At 39.4% G+C, this 25,285-nt stretch carries 23 protein-coding genes and 1 rRNA gene (1 of these 24 only partly in view); 4 read left to right on the plus strand and 20 right to left on the minus strand.

Annotated elements, in window-relative coordinates:
- The 9 genes from QFX10_RS01110 to ykzS all read right to left on the minus strand — a co-directional run.
- Positions 1 to 1,442 (minus strand): 16S ribosomal RNA (locus QFX10_RS01110) (it extends 123 nt beyond the left edge of the window).
- Positions 1,443 to 2,026: 584 nt separating this feature from the next.
- Positions 2,027 to 4,090: an LTA synthase family protein gene (locus QFX10_RS01115; RefSeq protein ID WP_280606413.1), complete on the minus strand. Its 2,064-nt coding sequence runs from the start codon at positions 4,088 to 4,090 to the stop codon at positions 2,027 to 2,029.
- A 97-nt stretch (positions 4,091 to 4,187) separates the two neighbouring features.
- Positions 4,188 to 4,421 carry a YkuJ family protein gene (locus QFX10_RS01120; RefSeq protein WP_280606414.1) on the minus strand — a complete coding sequence of 78 codons (234 nt, stop codon included), beginning with the start codon at positions 4,419 to 4,421 and terminating at the stop codon, positions 4,188 to 4,190.
- A gap of 128 nt (positions 4,422 to 4,549) precedes the next feature.
- The gene (locus QFX10_RS01125) at positions 4,550 to 5,569 is read right to left on the minus strand and encodes a lysylphosphatidylglycerol synthase transmembrane domain-containing protein (RefSeq protein WP_280606415.1); all 1,020 of its coding nucleotides are present in this window, start codon (positions 5,567 to 5,569) and stop codon (positions 4,550 to 4,552) included.
- Between the two features lie 3 nt (positions 5,570 to 5,572).
- Positions 5,573 to 6,592 (minus strand): glycosyltransferase family 4 protein, encoded by a 1,020-nt coding sequence (locus QFX10_RS01130; protein ID WP_280606416.1) that lies wholly within the window; start codon positions 6,590 to 6,592, stop codon positions 5,573 to 5,575.
- Between the two features lie 29 nt (positions 6,593 to 6,621).
- Positions 6,622 to 7,809, minus strand: coding sequence for a glycosyltransferase family 4 protein (locus tag QFX10_RS01135; RefSeq protein ID WP_280606417.1), 1,188 nt, complete (start codon positions 7,807 to 7,809; stop codon positions 6,622 to 6,624).
- Between the two features lie 207 nt (positions 7,810 to 8,016).
- Positions 8,017 to 9,738 (minus strand): phosphoenolpyruvate--protein phosphotransferase, encoded by a 1,722-nt coding sequence (gene ptsP / locus QFX10_RS01140; protein ID WP_280606418.1) that lies wholly within the window; start codon positions 9,736 to 9,738, stop codon positions 8,017 to 8,019.
- Entirely contained in the window at positions 9,738 to 10,004 is a 267-nt protein-coding gene (locus QFX10_RS01145) for a phosphocarrier protein HPr (protein WP_280606419.1), read from the minus strand. The genes ptsP and QFX10_RS01145 overlap by 1 nt, the downstream gene beginning before the upstream one ends.
- A 199-nt stretch (positions 10,005 to 10,203) precedes the next feature.
- A complete protein-coding gene (gene ykzS / locus QFX10_RS01150) occupies positions 10,204 to 10,389 on the minus strand; it encodes a protein YkzS (protein ID WP_280606420.1) in 186 nt (61 codons plus the stop codon).
- Positions 10,390 to 10,548: 159 nt separating this feature from the next.
- Between ykzS and QFX10_RS01155 the strand changes: the two genes are divergently transcribed.
- The gene (locus tag QFX10_RS01155; protein WP_280606421.1) at positions 10,549 to 12,699 is read left to right on the plus strand and encodes an ATP-dependent Clp protease ATP-binding subunit; all 2,151 of its coding nucleotides are present in this window, start codon (positions 10,549 to 10,551) and stop codon (positions 12,697 to 12,699) included.
- Positions 12,700 to 12,892: 193 nt separating this feature from the next.
- On the opposite strand, the gene QFX10_RS01160 is transcribed toward QFX10_RS01155, so the two are convergent.
- The 5 genes from QFX10_RS01160 to QFX10_RS01180 all read right to left on the minus strand — a co-directional run bounded on the left by QFX10_RS01160 (position 12,893) and on the right by QFX10_RS01180 (position 15,121).
- Positions 12,893 to 13,381, minus strand: coding sequence for a hypothetical protein (locus tag QFX10_RS01160; protein WP_280606422.1), 489 nt, complete (start codon positions 13,379 to 13,381; stop codon positions 12,893 to 12,895).
- Positions 13,374 to 13,970 (minus strand): ATP-binding cassette domain-containing protein, encoded by a 597-nt coding sequence (locus tag QFX10_RS01165; RefSeq protein ID WP_280606423.1) that lies wholly within the window; start codon positions 13,968 to 13,970, stop codon positions 13,374 to 13,376. The genes QFX10_RS01160 and QFX10_RS01165 overlap by 8 nt, the downstream gene beginning before the upstream one ends.
- Before the next feature lie 21 nt (positions 13,971 to 13,991).
- A complete protein-coding gene (locus QFX10_RS01170; RefSeq protein WP_280606424.1) occupies positions 13,992 to 14,384 on the minus strand; it encodes a hypothetical protein in 393 nt (130 codons plus the stop codon).
- Positions 14,385 to 14,456: 72 nt separating this feature from the next.
- Entirely contained in the window at positions 14,457 to 14,798 is a 342-nt protein-coding gene (locus QFX10_RS01175; RefSeq protein WP_280606425.1) for a hypothetical protein, read from the minus strand.
- A 29-nt stretch (positions 14,799 to 14,827) separates the two neighbouring features.
- Positions 14,828 to 15,121, minus strand: coding sequence for a hypothetical protein (locus QFX10_RS01180; RefSeq protein ID WP_280606426.1), 294 nt, complete (start codon positions 15,119 to 15,121; stop codon positions 14,828 to 14,830).
- Positions 15,122 to 15,467: 346 nt separating this feature from the next.
- Here QFX10_RS01180 and QFX10_RS01185 point away from each other — a divergent pair, with 346 nt between their 5' ends.
- Both QFX10_RS01185 and QFX10_RS01190 read left to right on the plus strand, forming a co-directional pair.
- Positions 15,468 to 15,743: a DUF1827 family protein gene (locus QFX10_RS01185; RefSeq protein WP_280607214.1), complete on the plus strand. Its 276-nt coding sequence runs from the start codon at positions 15,468 to 15,470 to the stop codon at positions 15,741 to 15,743.
- 395 nt (positions 15,744 to 16,138) lie between these two features.
- Positions 16,139 to 17,263, plus strand: a complete 1,125-nt coding sequence (locus tag QFX10_RS01190) for a MucBP domain-containing protein (RefSeq protein WP_280606427.1) — start codon at positions 16,139 to 16,141, stop codon at positions 17,261 to 17,263.
- 46 nt (positions 17,264 to 17,309) lie between these two features.
- Here QFX10_RS01190 and QFX10_RS01195 read toward each other — a convergent pair whose 3' ends face one another.
- From QFX10_RS01195 to QFX10_RS01205, 3 genes are all read right to left on the minus strand, one after another.
- Positions 17,310 to 18,887 carry a peptide chain release factor 3 gene (locus QFX10_RS01195; protein ID WP_280606428.1) on the minus strand — a complete coding sequence of 526 codons (1,578 nt, stop codon included), beginning with the start codon at positions 18,885 to 18,887 and terminating at the stop codon, positions 17,310 to 17,312.
- 90 nt (positions 18,888 to 18,977) lie between these two features.
- Positions 18,978 to 20,180, minus strand: coding sequence for a hemolysin family protein (locus QFX10_RS01200; protein ID WP_280606429.1), 1,203 nt, complete (start codon positions 20,178 to 20,180; stop codon positions 18,978 to 18,980).
- Positions 20,181 to 20,191: 11 nt separating this feature from the next.
- On the minus strand, positions 20,192 to 21,616 hold the full coding sequence (locus QFX10_RS01205; RefSeq protein ID WP_280606430.1) for an ATP-binding cassette domain-containing protein: 1,425 nt from the start codon (positions 21,614 to 21,616) through the stop codon (positions 20,192 to 20,194).
- A gap of 182 nt (positions 21,617 to 21,798) precedes the next feature.
- On the opposite strand from QFX10_RS01205, the gene QFX10_RS01210 reads away from it, so the two are divergent.
- Positions 21,799 to 22,206: a GtrA family protein gene (locus tag QFX10_RS01210; RefSeq protein WP_280606431.1), complete on the plus strand. Its 408-nt coding sequence runs from the start codon at positions 21,799 to 21,801 to the stop codon at positions 22,204 to 22,206.
- 24 nt (positions 22,207 to 22,230) lie between these two features.
- On the opposite strand, the gene QFX10_RS01215 is transcribed toward QFX10_RS01210, so the two are convergent.
- The 3 genes from QFX10_RS01215 to ntdP form a co-directional block, all read right to left on the minus strand.
- Entirely contained in the window at positions 22,231 to 23,262 is a 1,032-nt protein-coding gene (locus tag QFX10_RS01215; RefSeq protein ID WP_280606432.1) for an NAD(P)H-dependent glycerol-3-phosphate dehydrogenase, read from the minus strand.
- An 84-nt stretch (positions 23,263 to 23,346) separates the two neighbouring features.
- Entirely contained in the window at positions 23,347 to 24,465 is a 1,119-nt protein-coding gene (locus QFX10_RS01220) for an AI-2E family transporter (RefSeq protein ID WP_280606433.1), read from the minus strand.
- A 228-nt stretch (positions 24,466 to 24,693) separates the two neighbouring features.
- Entirely contained in the window at positions 24,694 to 25,239 is a 546-nt protein-coding gene (ntdP, locus tag QFX10_RS01225; protein ID WP_280606434.1) for a nucleoside tri-diphosphate phosphatase, read from the minus strand.
- Positions 25,240 to 25,285 lie beyond the last annotated feature (46 nt).

The following is a 25,285-nucleotide window of genomic DNA, read 5'->3' on the forward strand; positions in this document are numbered from 1 at the left end:
CTCTCATGGTGTGACGGGCGGTGTGTACAAGGCCCGGGAACGTATTCACCGCGGCATGCTGATCCGCGATTACTAGCGATTCCGACTTCATGTAGGCGAGTTGCAGCCTACAATCCGAACTGAGAACGGCTTTAAGAGATTTGCTAAACCTCGCGGTCTTGCGACTCGTTGTACCGTCCATTGTAGCACGTGTGTAGCCCAGGTCATAAGGGGCATGATGATTTGACGTCATCCCCACCTTCCTCCGGTTTGTCACCGGCAGTCTTGCTAGAGTGCCCAACTAAATGCTGGCAACTAACAACAAGGGTTGCGCTCGTTGCGGGACTTAACCCAACATCTCACGACACGAGCTGACGACAACCATGCACCACCTGTCATTCTGTTTCCGAAGAAAAAGTCCTATCTCTAGGATTGTCAGAAGATGTCAAGACCTGGTAAGGTTCTTCGCGTTGCTTCGAATTAAACCACATGCTCCACCGCTTGTGCGGGCCCCCGTCAATTCCTTTGAGTTTCAACCTTGCGGTCGTACTCCCCAGGCGGAATGCTTATTGTGTTAACTGCAGCACTGAAGGGCGGAAACCCTCCAACACTTAGCATTCATCGTTTACGGCGTGGACTACCAGGGTATCTAATCCTGTTTGCTACCCACGCTTTCGAACCTCAGCGTCAGTTACAGACCAGAGAGCCGCTTTCGCCACTGGTGTTCTTCCATATATCTACGCATTTCACCGCTACACATGGAGTTCCACTCTCCTCTTCTGCACTCAAGTCTCCCAGTTTCCAATGCACTACTCCGGTTAAGCCGAAGGCTTTCACATCAGACTTAAAAGACCGCCTGCGTTCCCTTTACGCCCAATAAATCCGGATAACGCTTGCCACCTACGTATTACCGCGGCTGCTGGCACGTAGTTAGCCGTGGCTTTCTGGTCAGATACCGTCGAAACATGAACAGTTACTCTCATGCACTTTCTTCTCTGACAACAGGGTTTTACAATCCGAAGACCTTCTTCACCCACGCGGCGTTGCTCCATCAGGCTTTCGCCCATTGTGGAAGATTCCCTACTGCTGCCTCCCGTAGGAGTTTGGGCCGTGTCTCAGTCCCAATGTGGCCGATCAACCTCTCAGTTCGGCTACGCATCATTGCCTTGGTAAGCCTTTACCCCACCAACTAGCTAATGCGCCGCGGGCCCATCCGAAAGCGGTAGCCGAAACCACCTTTCACATAAACACCATGCGGTGTTCATGGTTATGCGGTATTAGCACCTGTTTCCAAGTGTTATCCCCCTCTTTCGGGCAGATTGCCCACGTGTTACTCACCCGTTCGCCACTCAACTCTTTATCGGTGAGTGCAAGCACTCGGTGATAAAGAAGTTTCGTTCAACTTGCATGTATTAGGCACGCCGCCAGCGTTCATCCTGAGCCAGGATCAAACTCTCAATTTAAAGTTTGTGACTCTTTATTTTTACTAGCGAATTGACTTCGCAAAATGTTTATTTGCTCTTATCTCTTAGATAAGAGACCCTGCACATTTGCTTATCGAAACTTTGTTCAGTTTTCAAAGATCTACTTGATAGATACAATCAACATAATCATTATATCATATCATCAATTGTCTGTCAAAAACTTTTTAAAATATTTTTAAGAAGTTTTTTCAGACGACTTATTTATCTTATCAAAAGCATTAACTCTTGTCAATAAGAAAATAATTTATTTGTTATGCTGTAACAAGTCAGCTTAAATATAATATCATGTGATCAAACTCAATGTCAACATCTTTTAATTATATTTTTGATAACTGCTCTGTATCAGCAACTTTTATAGTATAACAAGCTTTTATAACTATCGTCAATAATTTTTTCAAAAAAAGTAAATTTTTTTATTTTCTCATCTACAATAGGTGTCATATCATCAAAAAGAATATTAATTTCTACACTCTATTAGTAGTTGATCACTGTTCCAACTGCATTTTACCATCTAAAAATGACCTCTGAGCACACTACTATTCGCTCAGAGGTCATCGACCACTTTATTTTAATTCTGGCGCATCTGTTGTATATAGATCTTGCGTTGACTTGCCATTATTTTTCATCAAGACACTTGTCGGTGTCTTTTTTTGCGTTTCCTTGAGTTGTTTCATAACATCACTATACTTGTAGTTGTATTGTGTTTTATCGACTTTCTTAAAGTCTGATGGTGTATAGAAACGTAAAAGGTCGCCAGTAACGATCTTATCTGAAAGTGATAGCTGCTCATCAACAAAAGCTGTTTGAGCTTTTACCTCTTGCTTTTGTTCTGCCGTCAATTTGTCTGTAACATTTTCACCTTTATCATTATAGATCGTACTTCCGATCTTCGTAAATGTTGGCGAAACAAAGTCACCATTTCTAAAGGCAACGGTTTGATTTCGATCTTTAGCCAAAAGATCATTTCCAAGTTGGATCGTGTCTGTATTTTTGATACCTAATAGATCTAATAATGTCGGCATTACATCGATCTCACCACCATAAGTGTGATCGATCCCACCCTTTAAGCCATCCATATGGATCATAAACGGTACTTTTTGGAATTGTGCAAGATCATAGCTATTTACACTTTCCTTACCTAATAATTGGGCGATCGCCTTCTTATGGTTATTTGAGATCCCATAATGATCACCATACATCACGATCATCGAATTATCATATAAGCCTGCTTTTTGCAAATAAGCAATAAATTCACCAAAAGCATCATCTAAGTATTTCGCTGTTTGAACATATCCATCGACCGTACTATCTCCAGTCGTCGTTTTTTCGATCGTTTGGTTTTGTTTATCTAGCTCATACGGATAATGATTCGTCACTGTGATCAACTTAGCATAGAACGGTTGAGGTAATTGTTCAATATATTTAACAGATTGTTGTAAAAACAATTTATCTTTTAGGCCATAGCCAATGCTATAGTTTGTCTTGTTTTTATAGTAGTCTTCACTGAAGAAATATTGATACCCCCATGATTTATAAGTATTATCACGATTCCAAAAACTACCAACATCTCCGTGAAAAGCTGCTGTCGTATAACCTTGTTGGTCTAGGATCGCAGGCATCGCTTGGAAGGTATTACTTGTCCCATAAGATGTCATGACCGAACCAGACGGAAGACCATAAAGTGAGTTCTCTAACATCGTCTCAGCATCAGAAGTCTTTCCCTGCCCAACTTGGTGATAAAAATTATCAAACGACAATGTATTTTGATCACTATAGAACTTATTGATATTTGGTGTGACCTCTTTACCATTTACTTTATAGTTGATCATAAACTGTTGGAAACTTTCCAGATGGAAAACAAAAACATTTTTCCCTTTGGCTTTACCATAGTACTCTGGATTGACTTCGGTCTTGTTTTCCTTAATGAATTTAAGAACTTGATCAAGGTCACTACTACTTGCACTTGCTCGTGTCGCACTTTGTTTATGTGTTTGGTAAGCATTATAGCCAGCATAAAAGTTCAGTCCTAAGTATTTGACGATATAGTTATTATCAAAAGTTCTCGTCAATAATTGTGGACGATCTTTTTCAGCCAGACCTAGATTGACTGCAAACAAAGCACAAGCAAGCCCTGTTATCCCAAGTGGATAACGATATTTGACTGGACGCTTGTCGATCTTGATGATCTTAAATGCTAACAATAAAACAAGCACGATCACGTCTAAAAAGACTAATAGATCGCTAGCATGCAAGATCTCACCAATACTCAAAGTTAGGTTATTTGAGACTGAACCAGATGACTTGATGATCCCTAAGGACAAGAAGTCTGAGAATTCACGATAATATAGAATATTAGCAAATAACCAAAGAGATGCTAATAGATCCATGATCATCATGATCCAATAGGACTTTTTCCCTCTAAAATAAAGGGCGATCCCCAAGAGCAAGATCCCTAGTGGCAGTGGATTTAAGATCAGTAGTAATTTTTGGGCGCTGTTTGTGATCCCTAGACTGAACTTGTTTACATAAACAGCATAAGTCTTGATCCAAAATAGTACCAATGTTAGCACAAAAAAACCAGTGCGTGTATTAAGTCCGTCACGAACTTTCCTTAGTACTGAACGCATCTAATTGCCTCCAATTTTGATATTTAATTGTCTCTGCGTCAAATTATAGATAATCTTCTAAAAAAAGAAAACCTCTTATATGAAACTTAAATTAAGTTTAATCATTTAAAAGGTCATAGATCTCCATCGCTGCTAGATCAATATCATCAAAATCGAATTTTTGTTGTGTTGCTAATTCTTCTAATTCGAAAGTATTAGTTGCTGGATCGTATGTCACAAAGCCACGTTCTTGGCCATCACGTTCAAAACGACGAGATTGCACTTCGTTTCCTTCGACTTTGGTCATCGCATCTAATCTTTCGATAATTGCAACAAGTTGTGAATTTTCCATAGGTATGTTTCTCCTCTTCATTAAATGGGCTATCTGACCCATCATTTGATATATCTTAGCAAATTATATACTAACACACCAGATATGATGAAACAATTCAAAAACAGAATTATCATCCAATGTTTGAACTAAATATTTTTATTATATTTTTGTGGTGTGATCACTAAAGCGACCATGCCCCCAAACATAGCTAAGTAATAAGTGATCACGCGCCAAATGATCATCGCTAAAACGAGTTTGCTCCCACTATTGACAAAAGTTGAAAAAATCAAAGAAAAGCTATACTCAGCTCCACCAGCCCCACCAGGGATCGGGAACAAAGAGATGACCATCACGATCAACACATGTAAAGTCATCACTAACAAAATACTAGCGTGATCAACGTGCAAGGCTAATAAAATAAAGTACGGAATGATGTAGTAGAAAAACAGTTGCACTAAAGTCACTAGACTCACTTTGAATAACAGCCGATAATTTGACTTAAGCTCCAAACTTTCAAGATAAAAAGTATCGATCTTTTCATTGACCAATGTTTCGATCCGCGCATATCTTTCACGCGATATAAACCTTTTGAACGGCTTCAAACAAAGATTGAGCGCCTTTTTAGTAAAATCATACCAATACATCACAAGTAAAAGGCCCAAGATCACAGCTAAATGGATCAAAAAACCAAAGATCAACAAAAAGCCCATCACATGTAATTTATCAGCGATCAGATGAAATCCTAAAAAAAGACAGACGATGAAGTTCAAAACGATCATCGACTGATAAACGACAAATTTCATCAATAAGATCGAAGTTGCCCGCCCTGCATCTACACCTGATTGGAGCAAAGCAAAGAGTTGTGCTGGTTGCCCTCCAGAAGAAAAAGGTGTGATCCCGTTGAACAAAGCTTCGATCAACGGGATCCGAAGCGCATCTTTTAGTGAATATGTTGGGAATTGTCTTTTTAACAAGATCTTAACAACAAAACCTTCACATAAAACCGACAACAACATACAAATAAGCGCTACTGCTAACCACCCATAATGTAAGTGAGCTAATTCTCCCAAGATCGTACGATATGAGATGTCGCGGATCGAATAAAAAAAGATCCCGATCCCGATCAATATCATCGTCGCAAGCGCAAACTTATTTTTTTTAGACATATTTTATTTCCCCACTTGTTTTTGATAGTATTCAAGCCAGATCTTTGCTAAACGATCTTCAGAGTAAAATTCAGCAGCAGCTTTAGCTTTTTGTGTCAGATCAACCAATTTTGTTTGATCTGTTTTCAAAGTCAACAGTGTCTTTTCCATTGCGATCCGATCTTTACAACCAGCGTAATAACCTGAGATCACACCTTGATAGAGATCTAGTTCTCGTAAAACAACTGGAGTCTCGCAACTAAATGCTTCCAAAACACTCATCGGAAAAAGTTCATTGTACGAAGGCAACAAAAAAACATCAGCTAAATTATAGTATTCATTCATCGCTGTGCGTTCAACGATCCCAGGAAAACTTAAATTTTCAGGCGGATCAGCGATCACTTTTTTTAATTCGGCATATCCATCAGTGATCACTCCAAAAGAAAAACCTCCGACCCAGATGAATCGTAATTCTGGATTTGCCTTAGCCAATTCGATGAAATCAAAAACACCTTTTCGTTCTTGAACTTGACCGACCCCTAAAACAACAAAGTCATCTTCCTTAAGGCCTTGTTGTTTGCGCAATTGTGCTTTTTGTGTTTGCGAAAGTGGATAAAACTCTTCTTTAGATACAAAGTTAGGGATATACGTGATCTTTTCACGTGCGATCCCGTAGGCTTCTAGTTTAGGAATAAAAGTCGGATTAACAACGACTAATGCATCCATCCGCTTGTAAAAAGCGATCACATAACGATAAAGGATCTTTCGCGCAAGCCATGGGAGCTTCAAACTTCCCTCTAACGTTTCAGGCAAAAAATGAACATAACCGATCTTTTTCCCTCTTTTCTTTGAAAAAGTCGAAAAGAAAAAATTTAGATCGATCGTATGGTAATGGCTGATATCAGCGCGTCCTTTTTGATTAACAGTGATCTTTAATTGTTCAGGATAGTACTTATTCAATAACTTGATCAGCTCAGTATACGCACTTCCCACACCTTGACCTTTGACCTTTGTCGCAGATGAATACATGTGAACGTTTAGCATTTGACTTACTTCCCACTTCCTTTAATATTTCAACTGAGTTCTTTAGAATGGTTTGAACGGCTCATCTTAAGATATTGACTCCTGCTTTGCTCATAAAATTCAATGATCCGTTCTCCAAAGTTATCAGCCGAGACCTCACTTAACTTTTGCTCTAAAACTTCAGAATATCCTTTTGAGACAGGCGCTGATAAATATGCGCCCGTTTTTTCGATAAATTCTTCATCCGTTTCAAAAACCGCTCCTAAAGCTGGATCATCTAACAACTTCTCTGTATAGGGGCTCTTATACGCAATGACCCTCGTTCCAGCAGCTAGCGCTTCGATATACGTCAAACCTTGTGATTCCGAAATAGAAGTCGAAACAAACAGATCTGCCGCACGGTAAAACTCACCGACATATTTATTTTCGATCTCGCCCGTAAAAATAACATCTGTCGTCAGTCCCAATTCTTTGACCTGTGCTTCTAAACTCTCACGCGCAGGTCCATCACCAACGATCAAAAGCTTGACACCTGTGACCTTTTCTCTGATAGTCTTAAAAGCTGTGATCAATTTATCGATATCTTTTTCAAAAGCTAGCCGACTCAATGTCAGTAATAGAGGCGTATCAGCTGCGATCTGATATTTTTGCCGAATGCTATTTGAGGCTGATGTTTGCGCTTGAAAACGCGTTAAGTCTACTCCAGTCGGAATGACTGTGATTGGTTCTTTGACGCCATAATTTTCAAGTGTCGTCAAAACACGTTCACTTGGAGCAACGATCCCGCTCATTTTTTCACAAAATGAACACGTCATCAAACGAACATGGACTGGTTTTAAAAGTTTTCCTTTTGCAACATAATGTAAATAATCTTCATACATCGTGTGATAAGTATGCACACACGGTATCTTTAAAGCCTTAGCTACAAATTTCCCGATCAATCCCATCGAAAACTCTGTTTGTGTATGCACGATATCTAAATTCAATTCTTTTGCAACTTGATAGGAGTGAAATAACCCTCGAACTGCAATGCGTCTATCGGTAAATGAAATAAACGGAATACTAGCAAAACGGAAAATATTTCGTTCATAAACATTTTTTTCCACTTCAGGATCAGTCGTTGTAAAAATATATACCGTGTGGCCTTTACGTTCGAGCTGTGCCCTTAGTGTTGCTATCGAGGTCGCCACACCGCTGACCTGGGGATAGTACGTATCTGTAAATATGCCGATATTCACAAGCATCCTCCTTAATTAGTTTATCAGTTTTAATTATATGTTTTTGATAATTCCTTTGCAATGTTCTACCTTTTAGCAGTAAAAAACATAGCTATTCTTAATATTTTACCAAAAATTATTTTTAAAACCACCTGATTTGCCATTTCACCAATAAAACAAAAAGAGGCTAGAAAAAACTCTAGCCTCTTTTTGCCAACGTCTATGTCGTTATTTTGTGTATTCTTCCACTAAAGCAACGACTTCTTCAGTTGTTTCACAATCTTCAACTGCTTTAGTTGCTAATTCTTTCATCTTGTTAGCATCGAGTTTCTTTAATAAACTTCTTGTCTTCAAGATCGAAGTAGCACTCATTGAAAATTCATCTAGCCCTAAGCCAAGCAAAAGTGGTACTGCCACTTGGTCTCCAGCCATTTCACCACACATACCAGTCCATTTACCTTCTTTATGTGAAGCATCAATGATGTTCTTGATCAAGCGAAGGATCGATGGATTGTATGGTTGGTACAAGTAAGAAACGCGTTCGTTACCACGATCAGCCGCCATCGAGTATTGGATCAAGTCATTTGTACCAATACTGAAGAAATCAGCATACTTAGCCAACTTATCAGCGATCATTGCAGCAGCTGGGATCTCCATCATCATTCCGACTTCAATATCGTCTGAAACTGGTACACCAGCCGCGATCAAGTTTGCTTTTTCTTCTTCAAAGATCGCCTTAGCATCTTTGAATTCTTTGACGGTCGCGATCATTGGGAACATGATCGCTAGACGGCCGTAGTGTGAAGCACGTAAAAGCGCACGTAATTGCGTTCTAAAGATATCTTGACGATCAAGCGAGATCCGGATCGCACGATAACCTAAGAATGGATTTTCTTCTTCTGGTAATGGTAAATATGGCAGATCTTTATCTCCACCAATATCCATCGTCCGAACAACGACTTGCTTGCCATTCATACCTTCAACAGCTTCTTTATAAGCTTCAAATTGTTCATCTTCAGATGGAAGCTCACTTGCATCCATGTATAAGAACTCAGAGCGGAAAAGTCCCACTGCTTCAGCGCCGTTTTCGACCGCACCGACAACATCTTTTGGTGTCCCGATATTTGCACCTAAAAGAACTTCTTTGCCGTCTTTTGAAACAGATTTAGCATCTTTTAATTGTTTCCATTCTTCTTTTTGAGCTTTGAAATCAGCTGCTTTTTGTTCATATTGAGCTAATTGGTCAGCACTAGGATCAACGATCGCATCGCCTTCGATCCCATCAATGATGACCATTTGCCCTTCGGCGATCTCAGTTGTTGCAGAACCAGAACCTACAACAGCTGGGATCTCAAGTGTCCGCGACATGATCGCAGAGTGCGATGTTCGCCCACCGATATCGGTAATGAAGCCTTTAACGAAGTTACGGTCTAACTGAGCTGTATCTGAAGGTGTCAGATCATGAGCAACGATCACGACTTCTTCATCGATCAAAGCTGGGTTAGGTAGAGTGACTCCTAATAAATGACTCATCACACGTTTTGTCACATCACGAATGTCACCAGCACGTTCTTGCATATAAGCATTATCAGTCATGCTTTCAAACATTGAGATGAACATATCCGTTACGCTCTTTAGAGCCGCTTCGGCATTAACTTTTTCATTTTGGATCTTGTCTTTGATCTGACCAAGCATTTCTGGGTCAGCTAAGATCGTTAAGTGCGCTTCAAAAACTTCCGCTTCTTCAGCACCTAAGTTTTGAGCCGCTTTAGCTTTGATGGCTTCAAGTTCGCCTTTTGATGCTTCAACTGCATCATCTAGACGTTTGATCTCAGCTGCAGGATCATCAATGCTTTTTTCAGAAAATGAAAGATCGGGTTGAACGAGCATATATGCCTTAGCAGCTGCGATCCCATCGCTTGCTGCGATCCCTTTCAACATTTTCGTCATTATTCAGCAAGTCCTTCCTTAGACATTGTTTCTGTAATAGCTGCGATAGCTTCAGCTTCATCAGCACCATCAGCTGTGATAACGACATCAGCGTTTTGACCAACACCTAATGACATAACACCCATGATGGACTTCAAGTTAACTGATTTTCCTTGATATTCTAATGTGATATCAGAGTTGAATTTGCTTGCAGCTTGAACTAAAAGTGTAGCTGGGCGTGCGTGGATACCTGTTTCTGCGATTACGTGAAATTCTTTTTTTTCCATTGTGGATCATGCTCCTTTAAATATAAATAAGTTTGTGAAGTTCTACAACTTATGAAAATAAGCCGTTCTCATGCGTAGTAATTCGCTTACATTAGCGAGAACCTAAAAGCGCTTCACTTGCTATAAAAAATAATACCATGAATTATTTAACAAGACAAGCGCCCACCTCAGTAATATTTAAAAATATTTTTAGGCTTTGTTATTCCGAGCGTTCGTAGTGATAACGTGCACCCCCGCCTCGCTTAGCTGTACCAACGACATTTTTGCGGTAGTTAAAATTCATTAAAATTTTTTGAAACTCCATAAACTCATCCGTATCGATCTCAAATTCCTCGATCTGACCAGTGTGTAATTCTTCAAGTAGCTTTTGATAATCTTTTGCCATTTTCACTTTACCCCCTGTACAAGATATTATCATATTTAGCTTGATTTTTTTACTTGCACTTCTTTAAAAAATTTGTATAATAGAGCCATAAAGGTCAAAGTTGGTCAAACTTTTTTTGACACTTGCCCAAAACTATCTATAGAAAGGTCGTGTCTGACTTTGTTATGTCAAAACTGCCATCAAAATCCGGCAACACTGCATTTAACTGCTAATATCAACGGTACAAGAACTGCGGTCGATCTTTGTCAAAACTGTTACCGCGACTTGAAAGCTCGTTCTAATAGTAATGAACGTTTAAATAATATGATGCAAGATCCATTTGGATACGATCCTTTTGGCGATCTCTTGCGTAATTTCAATCAAGAAAATCAAAGAAATATGGAAGCAAAACGAGCTGCTCAGCCAAAACCGGCTGGAGCAGACGGTAATATTTTAGACAAATATGGACTCGATCTCACCAACGAAGCGCGAAACGGTAATATCGATCCTGTCATCGGCCGTGACAAAGAGATCGCCCGCGTGATCGAGATCTTAAATCGGCGCACAAAAAATAACCCCGTTTTGACTGGGGAAGCTGGGGTCGGAAAAACAGCTGTCGTGGAAGGCTTAGCGCAAAAGATCGTTGACGGCGACGTTCCCCAAAAACTTCAAAACAAAAAAGTGATCCGTTTGGATGTCGTCTCCTTAGTACAAGGTACTGGGATCCGGGGTCAATTCGAAGAGCGTATGCAACAGCTGATGGATGATCTGAAACAAAAACAAGATATCATCCTCTTTATCGATGAGATCCATGAGATCGTTGGCGCTGGGAACGCTGAAGGTGGCATGGATGCTGGTAACGTCTTGAAACCCGCTTTAGCTCGAGGCGAATTCCAATTAGTCGGAGCGACGACTTTAAATGAATTCCGCACGATCGAAAAAGACGCCGCTTTAGCCCGACGCTTACAACCAGTTCAAGTGGCGGAACCTTCAAGTAAAGAAGCACTTGCGATCTTACATGGGATCCGCGATAAATACGAAAAATATCACCAAGTCAAATATAGCGATGAAGCTCTCCAAAGCGCCGTTACGCTTTCAACACGCTACATCCAAGATCGTTATCTTCCCGATAAAGCGATCGACTTATTAGATGAAGCTGGTTCGCGGAAAAATCTCACTTTACGACCTTTTGATCCAAGCGAGTTGCAAGAAAAACTTGCTGATGCTGAATTGAATAAACAACGCGCGCTCGACGCCGAAGATTATGAAAAAGCAGCCTTCTTCCGTGATCAAGCTGTCAAATTCAAAGAACATTTAGCTAACAACGAGCAAAATGGTGAAGCTCCAACTGTGACTGGCAAAGACATGGAACAGATCGTCGAAGAGATGACCAAGATCCCAGTTGGTGAGCTCAAAGAAAAAGAGCAACAACAATTGCGCACTTTAGAGCAGACGCTCAAAGAAAATGTGATCGGCCAAGATCTAGCGGTCGAACGAACCGCTAAAGCGATCCGTCGCAACCGGATCGGGTTCAATAAGACTGGGCGTCCGATCGGTTCGTTCTTATTTGTTGGCCCAACTGGGGTCGGAAAAACTGAAGCTGCGAAACAATTAGCCCTTGAACTCTTTGGAACAACAGATGCGATGATCCGCTTTGATATGAGTGAGTACATGGAAAAATTCTCAGTCTCTAAATTGATCGGTTCACCTCCTGGATATGTCGGTTACGAAGAAGCTGGGCAACTCACCGAACAAGTTCGGCGTCATCCATATAGTTTGATCTTGCTTGATGAGATCGAAAAAGCGCATCCCGATGTCATGCACATGTTCTTACAGATCTTAGACGACGGGCGTTTGACTGATTCACAAGGTAAGACAGTCAGCTTTAAAGATACGCTCATCATCATGACAAGTAATGCTGGTTCAGGCGATCCGATCGCAAGTGTCGGCTTTGGGGCTGGTAATGAAAAAACAAACTCTCAGATCTTAGACAAACTGACTAACTACTTCAAACCAGAATTCTTGAACCGTTTTGACGATATCATCGAGTTCAACGCTTTGACAAAAGCCGATCTCAGTCAGATCGTCAAATTGATGTTAGCCAAAGTCGATCAAACACTTGTCGACAATGGCATGTCACTTCACGTCAGTGATGAAGTGATCGAAAAACTCGTCGAACTCGGTTATGATCCAAAAATGGGTGCTCGTCCTCTACGTCGGACGATCCAAGAAGAGATCGAAGACCGGGTAGCTGACTATTATTTAGATCATCCAAAAGAAACAAATTTCAATGCTACTTTAGTCGATGGTCAGATCGTGATCAACGCTTAAAATAACTAAAGAAAACGTGACATAAGTAAAAAGACATCTTCAAATTCCAACATTCGGAATTTGGAAGATGTCTTTCTTTATTCTGAAAATACTAGTTTTTAAGACTTTGCAATGTAAAGTAACAATGAATAATAATGATCTAGCGGTAGTTTTTATTATATAATATGAAAAACTACTTATGTCACAGACCCTTTTACATATTAAAAAATAAGGTCCCAACTCCAAAAAGCACCATCACTAAAAATAAAAAAATACTACCTCGGCGATCACGCGCTGAAAGTTCATAATAGCTAAAGGTCCCAACTCCAACTTGAACTAAGATCGGCGACCAGACAAAAGTCATTTGAAAAAGGTCTAGCGCTAACAAGTCAGCGGTATTAGCCAAGCTAAGTGCCAAAGATAGCGCAATAAATAATGCTTCATTATTGCCTTTTTTTGAAAGTTTCAATACTAGGCTACAAACTAAATAGATCACTCCAAAAGAAATAACTGAATAGAGTAAAACGAGCAAGATCTGGAAGATCAAAAACTGGAGTGAACTCAGCGCAAGTTTGTTCTGCACATAAAGAAGCTCTTTTTGGGGGCGAACTGTGAGCAACATAAAATACGATACGAGCTGCGTGAAGGGAACACTTGTAAAGATTATGAGTTTATACCATAGATTTAATTTTTCTTCAGCCATGCTTTTTCCTCCCTAAGATGTCGTGAATATCAACTTGAAGAGCCTCTTTTAAGGTAAGCGCATGCGAAACTACGATGATCGGACAGCATTTCTTTTCCTGTAAAATACATAATTGTTCTAAAATAAGTGCAACACTTTCACGATCGATCCCATTTAAAGTTTCATCCAAAACGATCAGGCTATATTGCGTTTCAGAAAACAGCAAGGATAGCCCCACCTTATTTTGATTTCCAAGTGAACTTTGCGCGTATAAAGTTTCTAGATATTTTTCTTCTCTAAATAGAGGTAAAAAATTCTCTTCATTTAAATTGACCCCTAAGATCTGGGCACTAAGCTCGATATTATCTCTTAGATCTAAATACGGCAAGCCGATCCCAACATCAGTCAAAAATAAGAGTGGCCGTTTGGCATAACTATTTTGTACTTGACCTGTTACCTTACGATCGAATCCAGCAATAATTTTTAATAAAACTGACTTGCCACTACCATTTTCCCCATTAAGTTGATAGAGCCGATCTGAAAATTCATAATTGACGTGTGTGAAACTGAAATCTTTAAGTTGTTTTGAAACATTTTCCAACCTGATCATATGTTGCCCCTCCTTTTTATATCAACTGACAAACCCTAATAACGAAACTAGAACTAAAAGTAGATACTCTTCCCAAAAATACGGACGCTTCTTTTTTAGAACGCTGATATCTTTTTCGAGATAAGTAGCGTAACTCAAAAGTCCTACTAGATAAGTTAAAACTAAAATAAGTTGTCGCATGTAAAAAACTTTATAACAGACTAAAATGAATACTGTGATCCCAAGTAAAACAATGCAATGTAGCGTTTGATACATGACATTTCCATAAAATAGCTTTAACCATTTGTGCTTACTTCCTTGTAAAAATAGCGCACGGGCACAAAAATTTGTATCTTTAGTAAATAAGAGCTGCAAATAAAGCAAACATTCAAATAAGAAATATAGGGCGACAAGTGGTAAGACACTATTAATCATTTTAAATTTATCCGTTAACCAGATATATATGAGCACTAAAATAAACTCAAATAATTTATCTAAAGTTTTATCTCAAAATGTACTTGTGATAAAAGCCAAGCTCAAAGTGGGCATCTTTTTTAAAGCTTTTTCTCCAACGTCCATCTCATCTTTGTCAAAGATCAGATATATCGCGACAAGTAAAGCCACAAACGCTAAACAGCGGATAAACGTCAAATTTTTAGGACTGACAAACTGCAAATATAAGCTACCTGCGATAAACACGTAGGCACAAAGCTTTAAACAATAACGTTTAAAAGATACTGTTACGGCTACCAAAACTAAAGAATAAGCCCCTGTAACTAAATAAAATTCCCAAAAATATGCTGTGTCTGGTGTAAGTAAGCCCCAAATACAGTAGCTACCTATAAACACAAAATAGCTCGCTAATAGCGGATCAAATATCAATACTCTAAAAAACGGTATTTAAAATAGCTCCGATAATTCTGACGATATATCAGTGGCATCCGGATGGTCATTCTCTGGACCAGCTGCAGTTCATAACCTAACAAGATATATGTTATTCCTAAAGTTACAAGACTTTTAGCATAGAGCTTAGTAAATAAAGTTACACTAAAAGCCAAACTCACTCCGATCAAGCCCAAACAAAGAAGGTATCCATAAAACAACCAGCGCAGATCACTACGTTGCTTTAATTTATAGCGCCAAGCAAAACTTTGAACTAAAGCCCGTCTCATATTTCCCCCTACTACACAATTAGAATAACTTTAATATTTTAATTATAATCAAATTTATTTTATGTATATCCGCATTTTACAACACCAAAACAGCGTACGCAACTTATTTTTACTTAGAAACATCAACGATCTATAAATTATATATTTATAATTTAAGATACCATTCACCCTACACTGATCTTTACTTTTCATAAGGCAAATTTTTCAAATAATCATCTCAATAATTTTTTAGCTATTTCAGTTTTTTTCTTTTTATTATTACTAAATGATAGTTTATAATTAGTATTGGAGAAGAACTTTGTTGACTTTAGTCGACAAACATTTGCAAAGGGGGAAATTGATTATGATGCAACTAATAGACGTAACTAATAGTTATTCGCGGATGATCCACCGCGAATTGATCGAATCACCCGCGCATTTCATCAAAGTCTATACGCTTGGGAATTCAAAAGTCGTCTATAAAAAGAAACACGCCTTTTCACAGATCGTGATTACAAATAAACTACGACCGATCACAAATAAAGAGGTAGACCTTGTCAAAGAAAAATTATTAAAAGATAAAGCATCCCAAGCAACTGTAACGCGTGGTGAAAAAGCTGTTGAAATAGTCGTAGACCACTGATCGAAGTCACTTGCTTTCAAAAAAGGAAAGTGAGTGGCTTTTTTTTCGTTATCTCAAAAATTACGACATAATTTTGTGCAATCATTTTTGAGATACGGTATAATTGACGTGATATAGTAAAGGGATCAGTGAATAATTCTTCTTTTTTGAGCATATTTGGATAAAAGAAAAAAATGTGAAATCCGATATGTTTTAACATGACCTTAGTCACCATCCCTTTGAGTAACACCTAAACTTTTAGGTTAGAGTCTAGAAAATGATGATCAGCATCATTTTCCTGCACTATCAGAGTTAGCCTCTTTTATTTTGTGCGCGCGATGCTGGTAGTAATAAAACTAGGAAAGGAAAAGCTATATTTCTTTTATTTATTCACATGATATAGTAGGCGAGCAGAGTTGGCACATAGACCTAAATCAAAACATAAAAAAACATCACCACGCTCACGTTATGCTAAGCGCAGTTCTATCGCCCCCTTTGATCCAGTTGGGCTGATCAGACCAGCTGCTCTTCCACGCGAAAAAATCGCGCCAGCTAAAGAAGATATCGCACCTGAGCCTTTAAAAAAACAAACGACTCCGATCTTAGAAGAAAAAGTCAAACAAACGACAACTTTACGCAAAAAAGCCACTTCACAAGATTCAACTGTGATCCTCATCTATCAAGATGAAGATCAAAAGTTTTTAGCTTCCCCCCAGATCATTTCTGGTAAGCGCCATGAACCGATCAAATTCACTTTTAAAGATTTTGATGGTTATAATTTTATCCGCGTCGATGGCTTTACCCGCGATTTTGTTTTACCTTACGCCGCGATCACATTTACGTACCGCAAAAAAGATGCTGGTAATATTTGGATCTTTTGCCAAGATATCGATGACCGCCATTTTTTGCAAAAACCAACTTTTGTCAAAGGTAAAGTCGGTGAATCCTTTACCCTTTCTGCCCCAGCGATCAGAAACTATACGCTTTTGCGTGCTCGGGGCTTGACTAGTGGGATCTTCACATATGATCAGCAAGTCGTAACATATTTTTATCGGCGTGACGTTTGGAAAGAGGTCGAATATACACCACGTTATCTCAGATTCAAGACTGCCGTCCAAAGTCTAGATGCGCCTGATGGGCATTTGACAGAAGTCGTTTTAGCCCCAGGAACTGTTTGGCAAACATTTGAAACGATCACGACTGATAACGAGCAACGTTGGTATTGCCTCGGAGGTAATCTTTGGGTCAAATATGACATTGAAGCGATGGAACTTCTTGATAAGAAACCAACTACTTTAAAACCACCTGCTTCTGACCTCAAACTACCCAACACGATCACCTTACAGCATAATGCCATGATCGACTTTATTCCTGAAGGTCAGTTAGTCTTATATGATAAACCGTTTGGGCAAAAGATCGGCACGATCTCAGACGGACAGATCGTCAATTTAACTGGTCGGATCAGGATCGATGGAATGCTGTGGTTTGAAGTCAATGGTCTTGGTTGGACGATCCGAGAGTATTTAGACCTTGATCCGTGATAAAACTAAAAATGCTAGCAAACTTTAAAAAGTTGCTAGCATTTTTTTATAGTTTAGCTGTCAGTTTAACGTCTGGATATTTGTCCATGAACCACCGTTCGGCAAATTGATTTTCAAATAAGAAGAGTGGCGCACCAAAACGATCTTTTACAAGTAAGTTCCGCGAACTTGACATCTTTTCATCTAATTGTTCTGGTTCGATCCAGCGGGCGATCTTATTGCCCATCGGCGTCAGCACGACTTCTGAATTATATTCATTGGCCATCCGGAATTGGAAGACTTCAAATTGAAGTTGTCCAACTGCACCTAAGATGTAATCGCCTGTGCTATAGCTTTGATAAAGTTGGACGGCTCCTTCTTGAACTAGTTGTTGGACACCTTTATGGAACGACTTTTGTTTCATCACATTTTTAGCGGTCACGCGGGCAAAGAGTTCAGGCGTAAATTGTGGTAATTTTTCAAAAGCTAACGGTTTTTTCCCTGTATAGATCGTATCTCCGATCTGGAAATTACCTGTATCATATAGCCCGATGATATCCCCTGCAACCGCTGTTTCAACTGTTTCACGTGAATCAGCCATAAATTGCGTTGAATTTGATAAGCGGATCTTCTTGCCACTGCGTTCTAAAAAGACATCCATCCCTCGGTCAAATTCACCAGAACAGATCCGGACAAAAGCGATCCGGTCGCGGTGATTTGGATTCATATTCGCTTGGATCTTAAAGATAAAGCCTGAGAATTTTGGATCATCAGGTGCGATCTCTTCACCACTTTGCGTCTTATGCGCACTTGGTGCAGGCGCAAATTCTAAATAAGCATCTAAAAAGGTCTTGACCCCAAAATTAGTCAACGCCGAGCCAAAGAAGACTGGCGTCAATTGTCCATTTGCGATCTTTTCGGCATCAAATTCATTACCAGCATCTTTGACAAGTTCGACTTCTTCTAAAACTTGTTGGTAAATGCTATCTTCTTTGAGGGGATCATCACCTTTGATCTCACCTGTTTCATCGAGCTCTAAAAATTGTTGACCTTGATCTTCGCTACGGTAAAGTTCGATCCGGTTATTGTAAATGTCATAGATCCCTTTAAGACCTTTCCCCATCCCGATCGGCCAGTTCATCGCATAAGCATCGATCCCTAAAACTTCTTCTAATTCAGCTGTTAATTCAAGTGGTTCACGTCCATCACGGTCGAGCTTATTGATGAAAGTAAAGATCGGGATCCCCCGCATCTTACAGATCTGGAAGAGTTTCTTTGTCTGTGGCTCGATCCCTTTAGCTGAGTCAATGACCATCACGGCTGAATCGACCGCCATCAATGTTCGATACGTATCTTCGGAAAAATCTTCGTGCCCCGGAGTATCTAAAATATTGACTCGTTTGCCTGCATAATCAAATTGCATCACTGAACTTGTAACTGAGATCCCACGCTTTTTTTCGATCTCCATCCAGTCAGATTTAGCAAAATTTCCACTTTTTTTAGCTTTAACAGTTCCTGCTTGTCGGACAACGCCCCCAAACAAGAGCAATTGTTCTGTGATCGTTGTCTTCCCGGCATCAGGGTGAGAAATGATCGCAAACGTGCGACGTTTAGCGACTGCTTCCTTTAATTCTTCTTTATTCATATTGACCTCACAGTATATTTTAAATATCAAATATTATCTTACTTGAAAAAAAGGCCGGTTTCAACACTAAGTGCTAGACCGACCTCAAGCTTATTCTTCTGTTGCAGTAAAACACGCAAGAACTTGCGTGATCCGAGCATCATCTACGATCTCTTTGGTTTTTAGCGTCAATGTCTCATCGACTTTAACTGTTAAAACTTCACCGTCATCAGGGATCTTTCCTGTTTTAGCGATGATATAGCCTGCGATCGTATCGACATCATTTATCGAAAGGTCTGTGCCAAATTCATCATTGAATTCATTTAGCGTCATCTTTCCTTGGACAAGATACGTTTTATGATCGACTTTTTTGACGAGTTTGTCTGGTTCATCTGACTCATCATCGATCTCACCGACGATCTCTTCTAAAAGATCTTCTAAAGTCGTCAAACCCACGACACCACCGTACTCATCTAACAAGATCGCCATCTGATTTTGCGTTTTTTTCATTTGATATAACAATTCATCGATCGGCATCGTTTCAGGGACAAAGAATGCCGGGCGCATGACTTGACGGATCGTTAACCGCTCAAAGCCATAGCGACGAGCATATTTCAAAACATTTTTAAGATGCACGAGCCCGACGATATTATCCTTATCTTCATGATATACGGGGATCCGCGAATAATCCATTTCCAAAATACTATCGATGTTACGATCGTTATCATTTGTGATATCGATCATAAATGCATCTGTTCGTGGGACCATGACCTCGCGGGCCGCTTTATCGTGTAAAGATAAGACCCCACTGATCATTTCATACTTATCCGGATCAAGTGCGCCTTCGCTCCGCTGTTCTTCAAATGTTGTCACTAATGTATCCAATAATTCATCTTCTGGCGCACCAGCCTTAGCTGCTTGAGCATTGAGCTGGTCTTCGAGCAGCAAAAGCGGTCTAAAGATAAACTGTGCACTTGTCTTGAGCCAGCGTGTACGTTGCAAATAGCACCTATGATTTTTCTCAGTCAGCATCTGGGCCAATAAAGCCTGCCACAAATAAAGTCCTAGACAACTACCAACTAAGCTCAAACATATTTTTAACGGATCTTTAAAAACAAAAGATCCATTTAAACCGCTGTAAAACACTAAAGCCCAGGTAAATTGAGCAAAAGTCAATGCGCGCTTAGCACTTAACTCACTAAACTCGCTTTTTTCAAAATTCAAAGCAAATTTACTTACTGTATTTAAACTAAAAAAGATCAGAGCAATAAAGCTCAAGACGCCCCATAGAAAATTCACATCGGGATCTTCCATTAAAATTCCCCCTATTTTGGTACATATAAAGTTTCACCAGCTGTCAATTCAGTACTCGATCCAAGGTTATTCAACTCTTGGATCTTTTCCACAGTTGTCGCATATTTAGCTGCTAATGACTCAAGCGTATCACCATCTGCCACATTGATCGTTTGTGTGTTAGCCCGCTCAGAATCTAATTTAGCTTGGCTTTCGCTACTTGCTTTTTTTGCACTTTCTGAAGCTTGCTTACTTTTTTCACTTGCTTCAGAAGCTTTTTTAGCACTCTCTGAAGCTTGACTTTCGCTAATACTTTTACTTGCAGCTTGACTTTCACTTGCTTCCTTAGCACTCAAAGCTTTACTTTGACTGATACTATTGGAAACTTTAGCTGCTGAACTCGCCTTAGCCTGACTTGAACTGACTTTATCAGCTTGACTAAGTGTTTGTTGTCTTTCACTTTGATACCAATAAGCTCCACCCAATAATAGCACTAAAATAAGTAAGATCGCCGCCAAAAGTGGACCTTTTTTCTTCTTTTCTAGGACTGTTTCTTTCCCTTTATCTAAACTAACAGGATCATCGCCTCGGTCAACAAAAAATGCTTTACGCATCCGCGGTTCGTCTTTGCGAGTATATCCATGTTTAAATTGTTCACTTTTGAAAATTTCATAGATCTTATTGACATCAAAGCGCACTTGATCACGTTGCTTTTCAGCTAAGTATTCATTTTTCTCTGGTAATGATAGATTGATGAACCAATCACACGCATACTCATATTGGCGCACCACCTCAGTCGTAGCACCAAAATCTTGTAAAAGTCCAAACTGTAACCAAGCGGTCTGTTCACAAAGCGTTTCGATGATCACTGGTCGAACTTCGGCGATCATAAACGAAATTCCAGCATCTTTTAACTCTTGGATCTTTTGGACGACTTTAAAATAAAAATTACGATCAAGTGGTGATAAAACTTCATCTAGCAAGACTAATTCTGGTTCAATAAATAACGCGATACTGACAGCTAAACGCGCTGTCATCCCAGCAGAATAATCACTGACTGGTCGATAGATCCATTCTCCGATCTCTGAGAAATCAATGATCCCGTTAGTAAGATGATCTCCTTTGAAGTTATCTACTTTTGCATTTGTGATCGCTTGGCGAATATTCTCTAACCCAGTCTTACTCTCATCTAAAGTATCTAACGCAACATATGTTATTTTATTTTTTGTAGTGATGAAGCCTGTTGTTTGCTTATCTTTTCCGCCGATGATCTTTAACAAAATATCTTTGCCAGAACCATTATCACCGATCAACCCGATCGCTTCTCCATCGTTGACTTTTAAATCGATCCCACGTAGTTCCCACAATTTTTCATTTGTTTCATTTGGGCGCCGATCTTTTTTGTCGACTAATAAAGAAACTCCTTTTGTAATATATTTTATTTCGATTTTTGCCATTTTCTTTTCACCTATAAAACCTAAAAAACACTGATTTAAAAAATATTGAACTAACTCTCATAGTACAAAATTGCTTTGAGAGCGTCAACTGGAAACCTCATTCAACTTGATAAAATAAAGCGACTTTAATATAATTGTTAACGTTGTTTTACAACAAAATCAAAGAAGTCGAGGTCTTTAGTTTGAAAAGTTTTTATCAACGCTATCAAAACTTCTTTTCCTACACTCTTTTTGGCACACTAGCAGGGGCTTTAAATATCATTTTATTTCACCAACTAGAACAAAAAGGCCTAAATTATCTTTTAGCTAATATCATCGCCTATCTCATCGCACTTCTCTTTACTTTTATCACAAATAAATATTTAGTTTTTGAGACTAAACACCATTCACTTGAACAAACTCTACGCGAATTGATCGCCTTTTTACATATTCGCTTTCTCTCATTTTTACTAGATCTTGGGTTAATGTTTTTAGGCGTCCAAGTTTTCTTATTATATAAAGATCTAGCTAAATTACTCGATCAGATCGTCTGTGGGATCTTAAATTATTTTTTCAGTAAATGGCTTATTTTCAATAAAAAAAGTGCTTGAGCCTTGACTCAAGCACTTTTTAGTCTACGATTTACGTTTTCCGATAACTTCTGACTTACTATCGCGAGTCATCAAGCTACCGATCTCTTCTTTAATATCTGCTTTATTGTAGAGGACGTTATAGATCGCTTCTGTGATCGGCATCTCGATATGTTCATCACGAGAAAGATCATAAGCAGCTTTCGCAGTATTGATCCCTTCAATGACCATTCCCATATCTTCGATCACTTGGTCAAGCGGTTTGCCTTGCCCTAGTTGTTCACCACAGCGCCAATTTCGTGAGTGCACTGAAGTACATGTAACGATCATATCACCCACACCAGAAAGACCCATAAAAGTCAATGGACTAGCACCATAGGCCATTCCTAAACGTGCAACTTCAGCTAACCCGCGCGTGATCAAAGCTGCTTTGGCATCATCACCATATCCTAAACCATGTAAGATCCCGGCTCCGATCGCGATCACGTTTTTAAAAGCTGCGCCAGTTTCGACCCCAACGACATCATCGTTAGTGTAGATCCGAAGATAATCGTTTGTAAAGAGATCTTGCACTTTTTTCGCTGCTTTTTCATCGGCACTAGCAGCTGTGATCAACGTGATATCTTTTTTCGCCACTTCTTCAGCATGGCTCGGACCAGATAAAACAGCGATGTTAGAACAGTAGCGATCCGTCAACTCTTCATGGATGATCTCTGAGATCCGCTTATGTGTTCCGATCTCAAGACCTTTGCTAGCATGGATCACAAGTGGCCGTTGATTCAATTTAGCCAAAACTTCTTTTAGTTGTTTTGCGACAAGACGTGTGACCTTAGTCGGAACGACAAATAAGATCGCATCAGCGCCGTCAACAGCTTCTTCTAAGTCGGTCGTTGTGTAAAGTTTGTCAGAATACTTAAATCCCGGCATGTATCGTTCATTTGTATGCTTTTCATTAAGCTCAGCAGCCTGCTCTGCTACATTTGTATAAAGCGTAACGTCATGACCATTTTCAATTAACACGCTCGCAAGAACACTGCCCCACGAACCTGCACCCAACACTGCTATTTTCTCTGTCATAATATACATCCCTACTTATAAGATATTTTCAATACATTTTCAAAATACCACAAATTTCAACTACTCGCAACCAAGATCATAGGTCTAACGTTTAGGATCTTGTAATTTCCAAATGTCATATAAATAAACGACTACAACTTTTGTCACTGCATACGCTGGGATCGCTAAGATCATCCCTAAGAGCCCAGCAATATTTCCAGCAGCTAATAATATCATAATGATCGTCAGTGGATGAATATCTAAACTCTTGCCAATAACATTTGGATAGATGAGATTTCCATCGACTTGCTGTACAACAACACAGACAACGATCACTAAAATAACTTCTTTAAATGATAGCGATAACGCTATAAAGATCGCAGGGACTAGACCGATATATGGTCCAAGATACGGAATGATATTGGTGATCCCAGCAAACATCCCGATCAATAAAGCATAGGGGATCCCGACTAAACTATAACCGATCGCCGAAAACGTCCCAACAAATAAGCATTCGATCACTTGCCCAGAAATATATTTAGCGATCGTATCACTCATTTTGACTAATAACTCAGCTACAGCATCAGCACGATTTTTAGGTAAGACTTTTTTTATATTTGGTAAAAGCTTAGGCCCATCTTTTAGCATATAAAAGAGAACAAATGGTACTGTGACGATCGTGATCGTTACGCTTGTAACTGCCCCGATCATCGAACCGATACTTGTTGTCAAAGAGCCCATGAAGCCTTTCAAGATCCCATTTACTGAACCTTTGATATTATCTAAATATTCAGTAAGATCGATCTGATCAAACCAACTCGGCCGCTTAGTATTCTTCGTAAGCTCTGTCAAATATACTTGTAATTCGTTTAAATAGCGTGGAGTCCGTGCAACTAGTTGTTCAACTTGGTTAGCTAATTTTGGCACTAAGTAAGCCGCAGCTAAACCGATAAGCACGAAAAAAAAGATAAAAACTAAAGTGACCGCTAACGTTCGCCCAACTTTGAAACGCTTATAGCGGATCCGCATCAAAAGATTGACGAGTGGATTTAACGCATAGAATAGGAAACCTGCGATCAAAACAGGCATAAATAACGTTGAAATAAAGATCCCGATCGGTTTAAAAATAAAATCGATCTGCGTACAAACAAAAACTAAAAGTGCTAATAATAACAGTTCTAACGTCCAATACAGGAGACGCGTCCTTTTTTTCTTATCTAACAATTTTCTACCCCGACTATACCAAATGCAGTGTAGCATAAAGCATGCTACTTCAAAGAAATATAGACTTCCTTCCTTATTTTTTATTTTTATAAACGCAGAGAGCCTTTAAAATCCACAGCATCTAACCTACATTTTTCTTTTTATTAGATACAAAGCACAGCTTAGCTCTATTATAGCTTCTAAAAAAGGCTGCGAACTTCATCGCAGCCTTTAGCTATAAACAGACACTTACTGCCGTCGCGACAATTCTAGATAGCGGTTATACCAGATCTCGACATACTCCTTTGAAAAAGGACCTTTACCATGTTCGATCCAGTCAACTAATGTTTTTACATTATGCTTTAAGATCTGATCAGTCTTAGCCGGATACTTCCACTTTGCACTATGCTCTTCGTATTCATCTACATCGAGCAAACGTTTTTCCCCATTGGGAAAGACTTTAACGTCCAGATCGTAATCTATATATTTTAGTGCCTCTTTGTCTAAAACAACTGGTGATGCTAAATTACAATAATACGATACGCCATTATCGCGGATCATCGTAACGATATTGAACCAATAATGTTTATGAAAATAAACAAGAGCTGGTTCACGGGTGACCCACCGCCTACCGTCAGCTTCGGTGACTAGTGTATGATCATTGCAACCTATCAGAGCATTTTCGCTCGTCTTTAACACCATCGTGTCGCGCCATGTTCGATGTAAGCTACCATCGTGTTTATAACTCTTGATCGTAATAAACTCGCCTTCCTTTGGTCCTTTTGAATGACGCATAATATTCCTGCTTTCTCTAAAACACGGGTGTCTCTACACCAATATC

The sequence above is a fragment of the Ligilactobacillus faecis genome, from assembly GCF_029889745.1.
GTDB classification, from domain to species: Bacteria; Bacillota; Bacilli; order Lactobacillales; family Lactobacillaceae; genus Ligilactobacillus; species Ligilactobacillus faecis.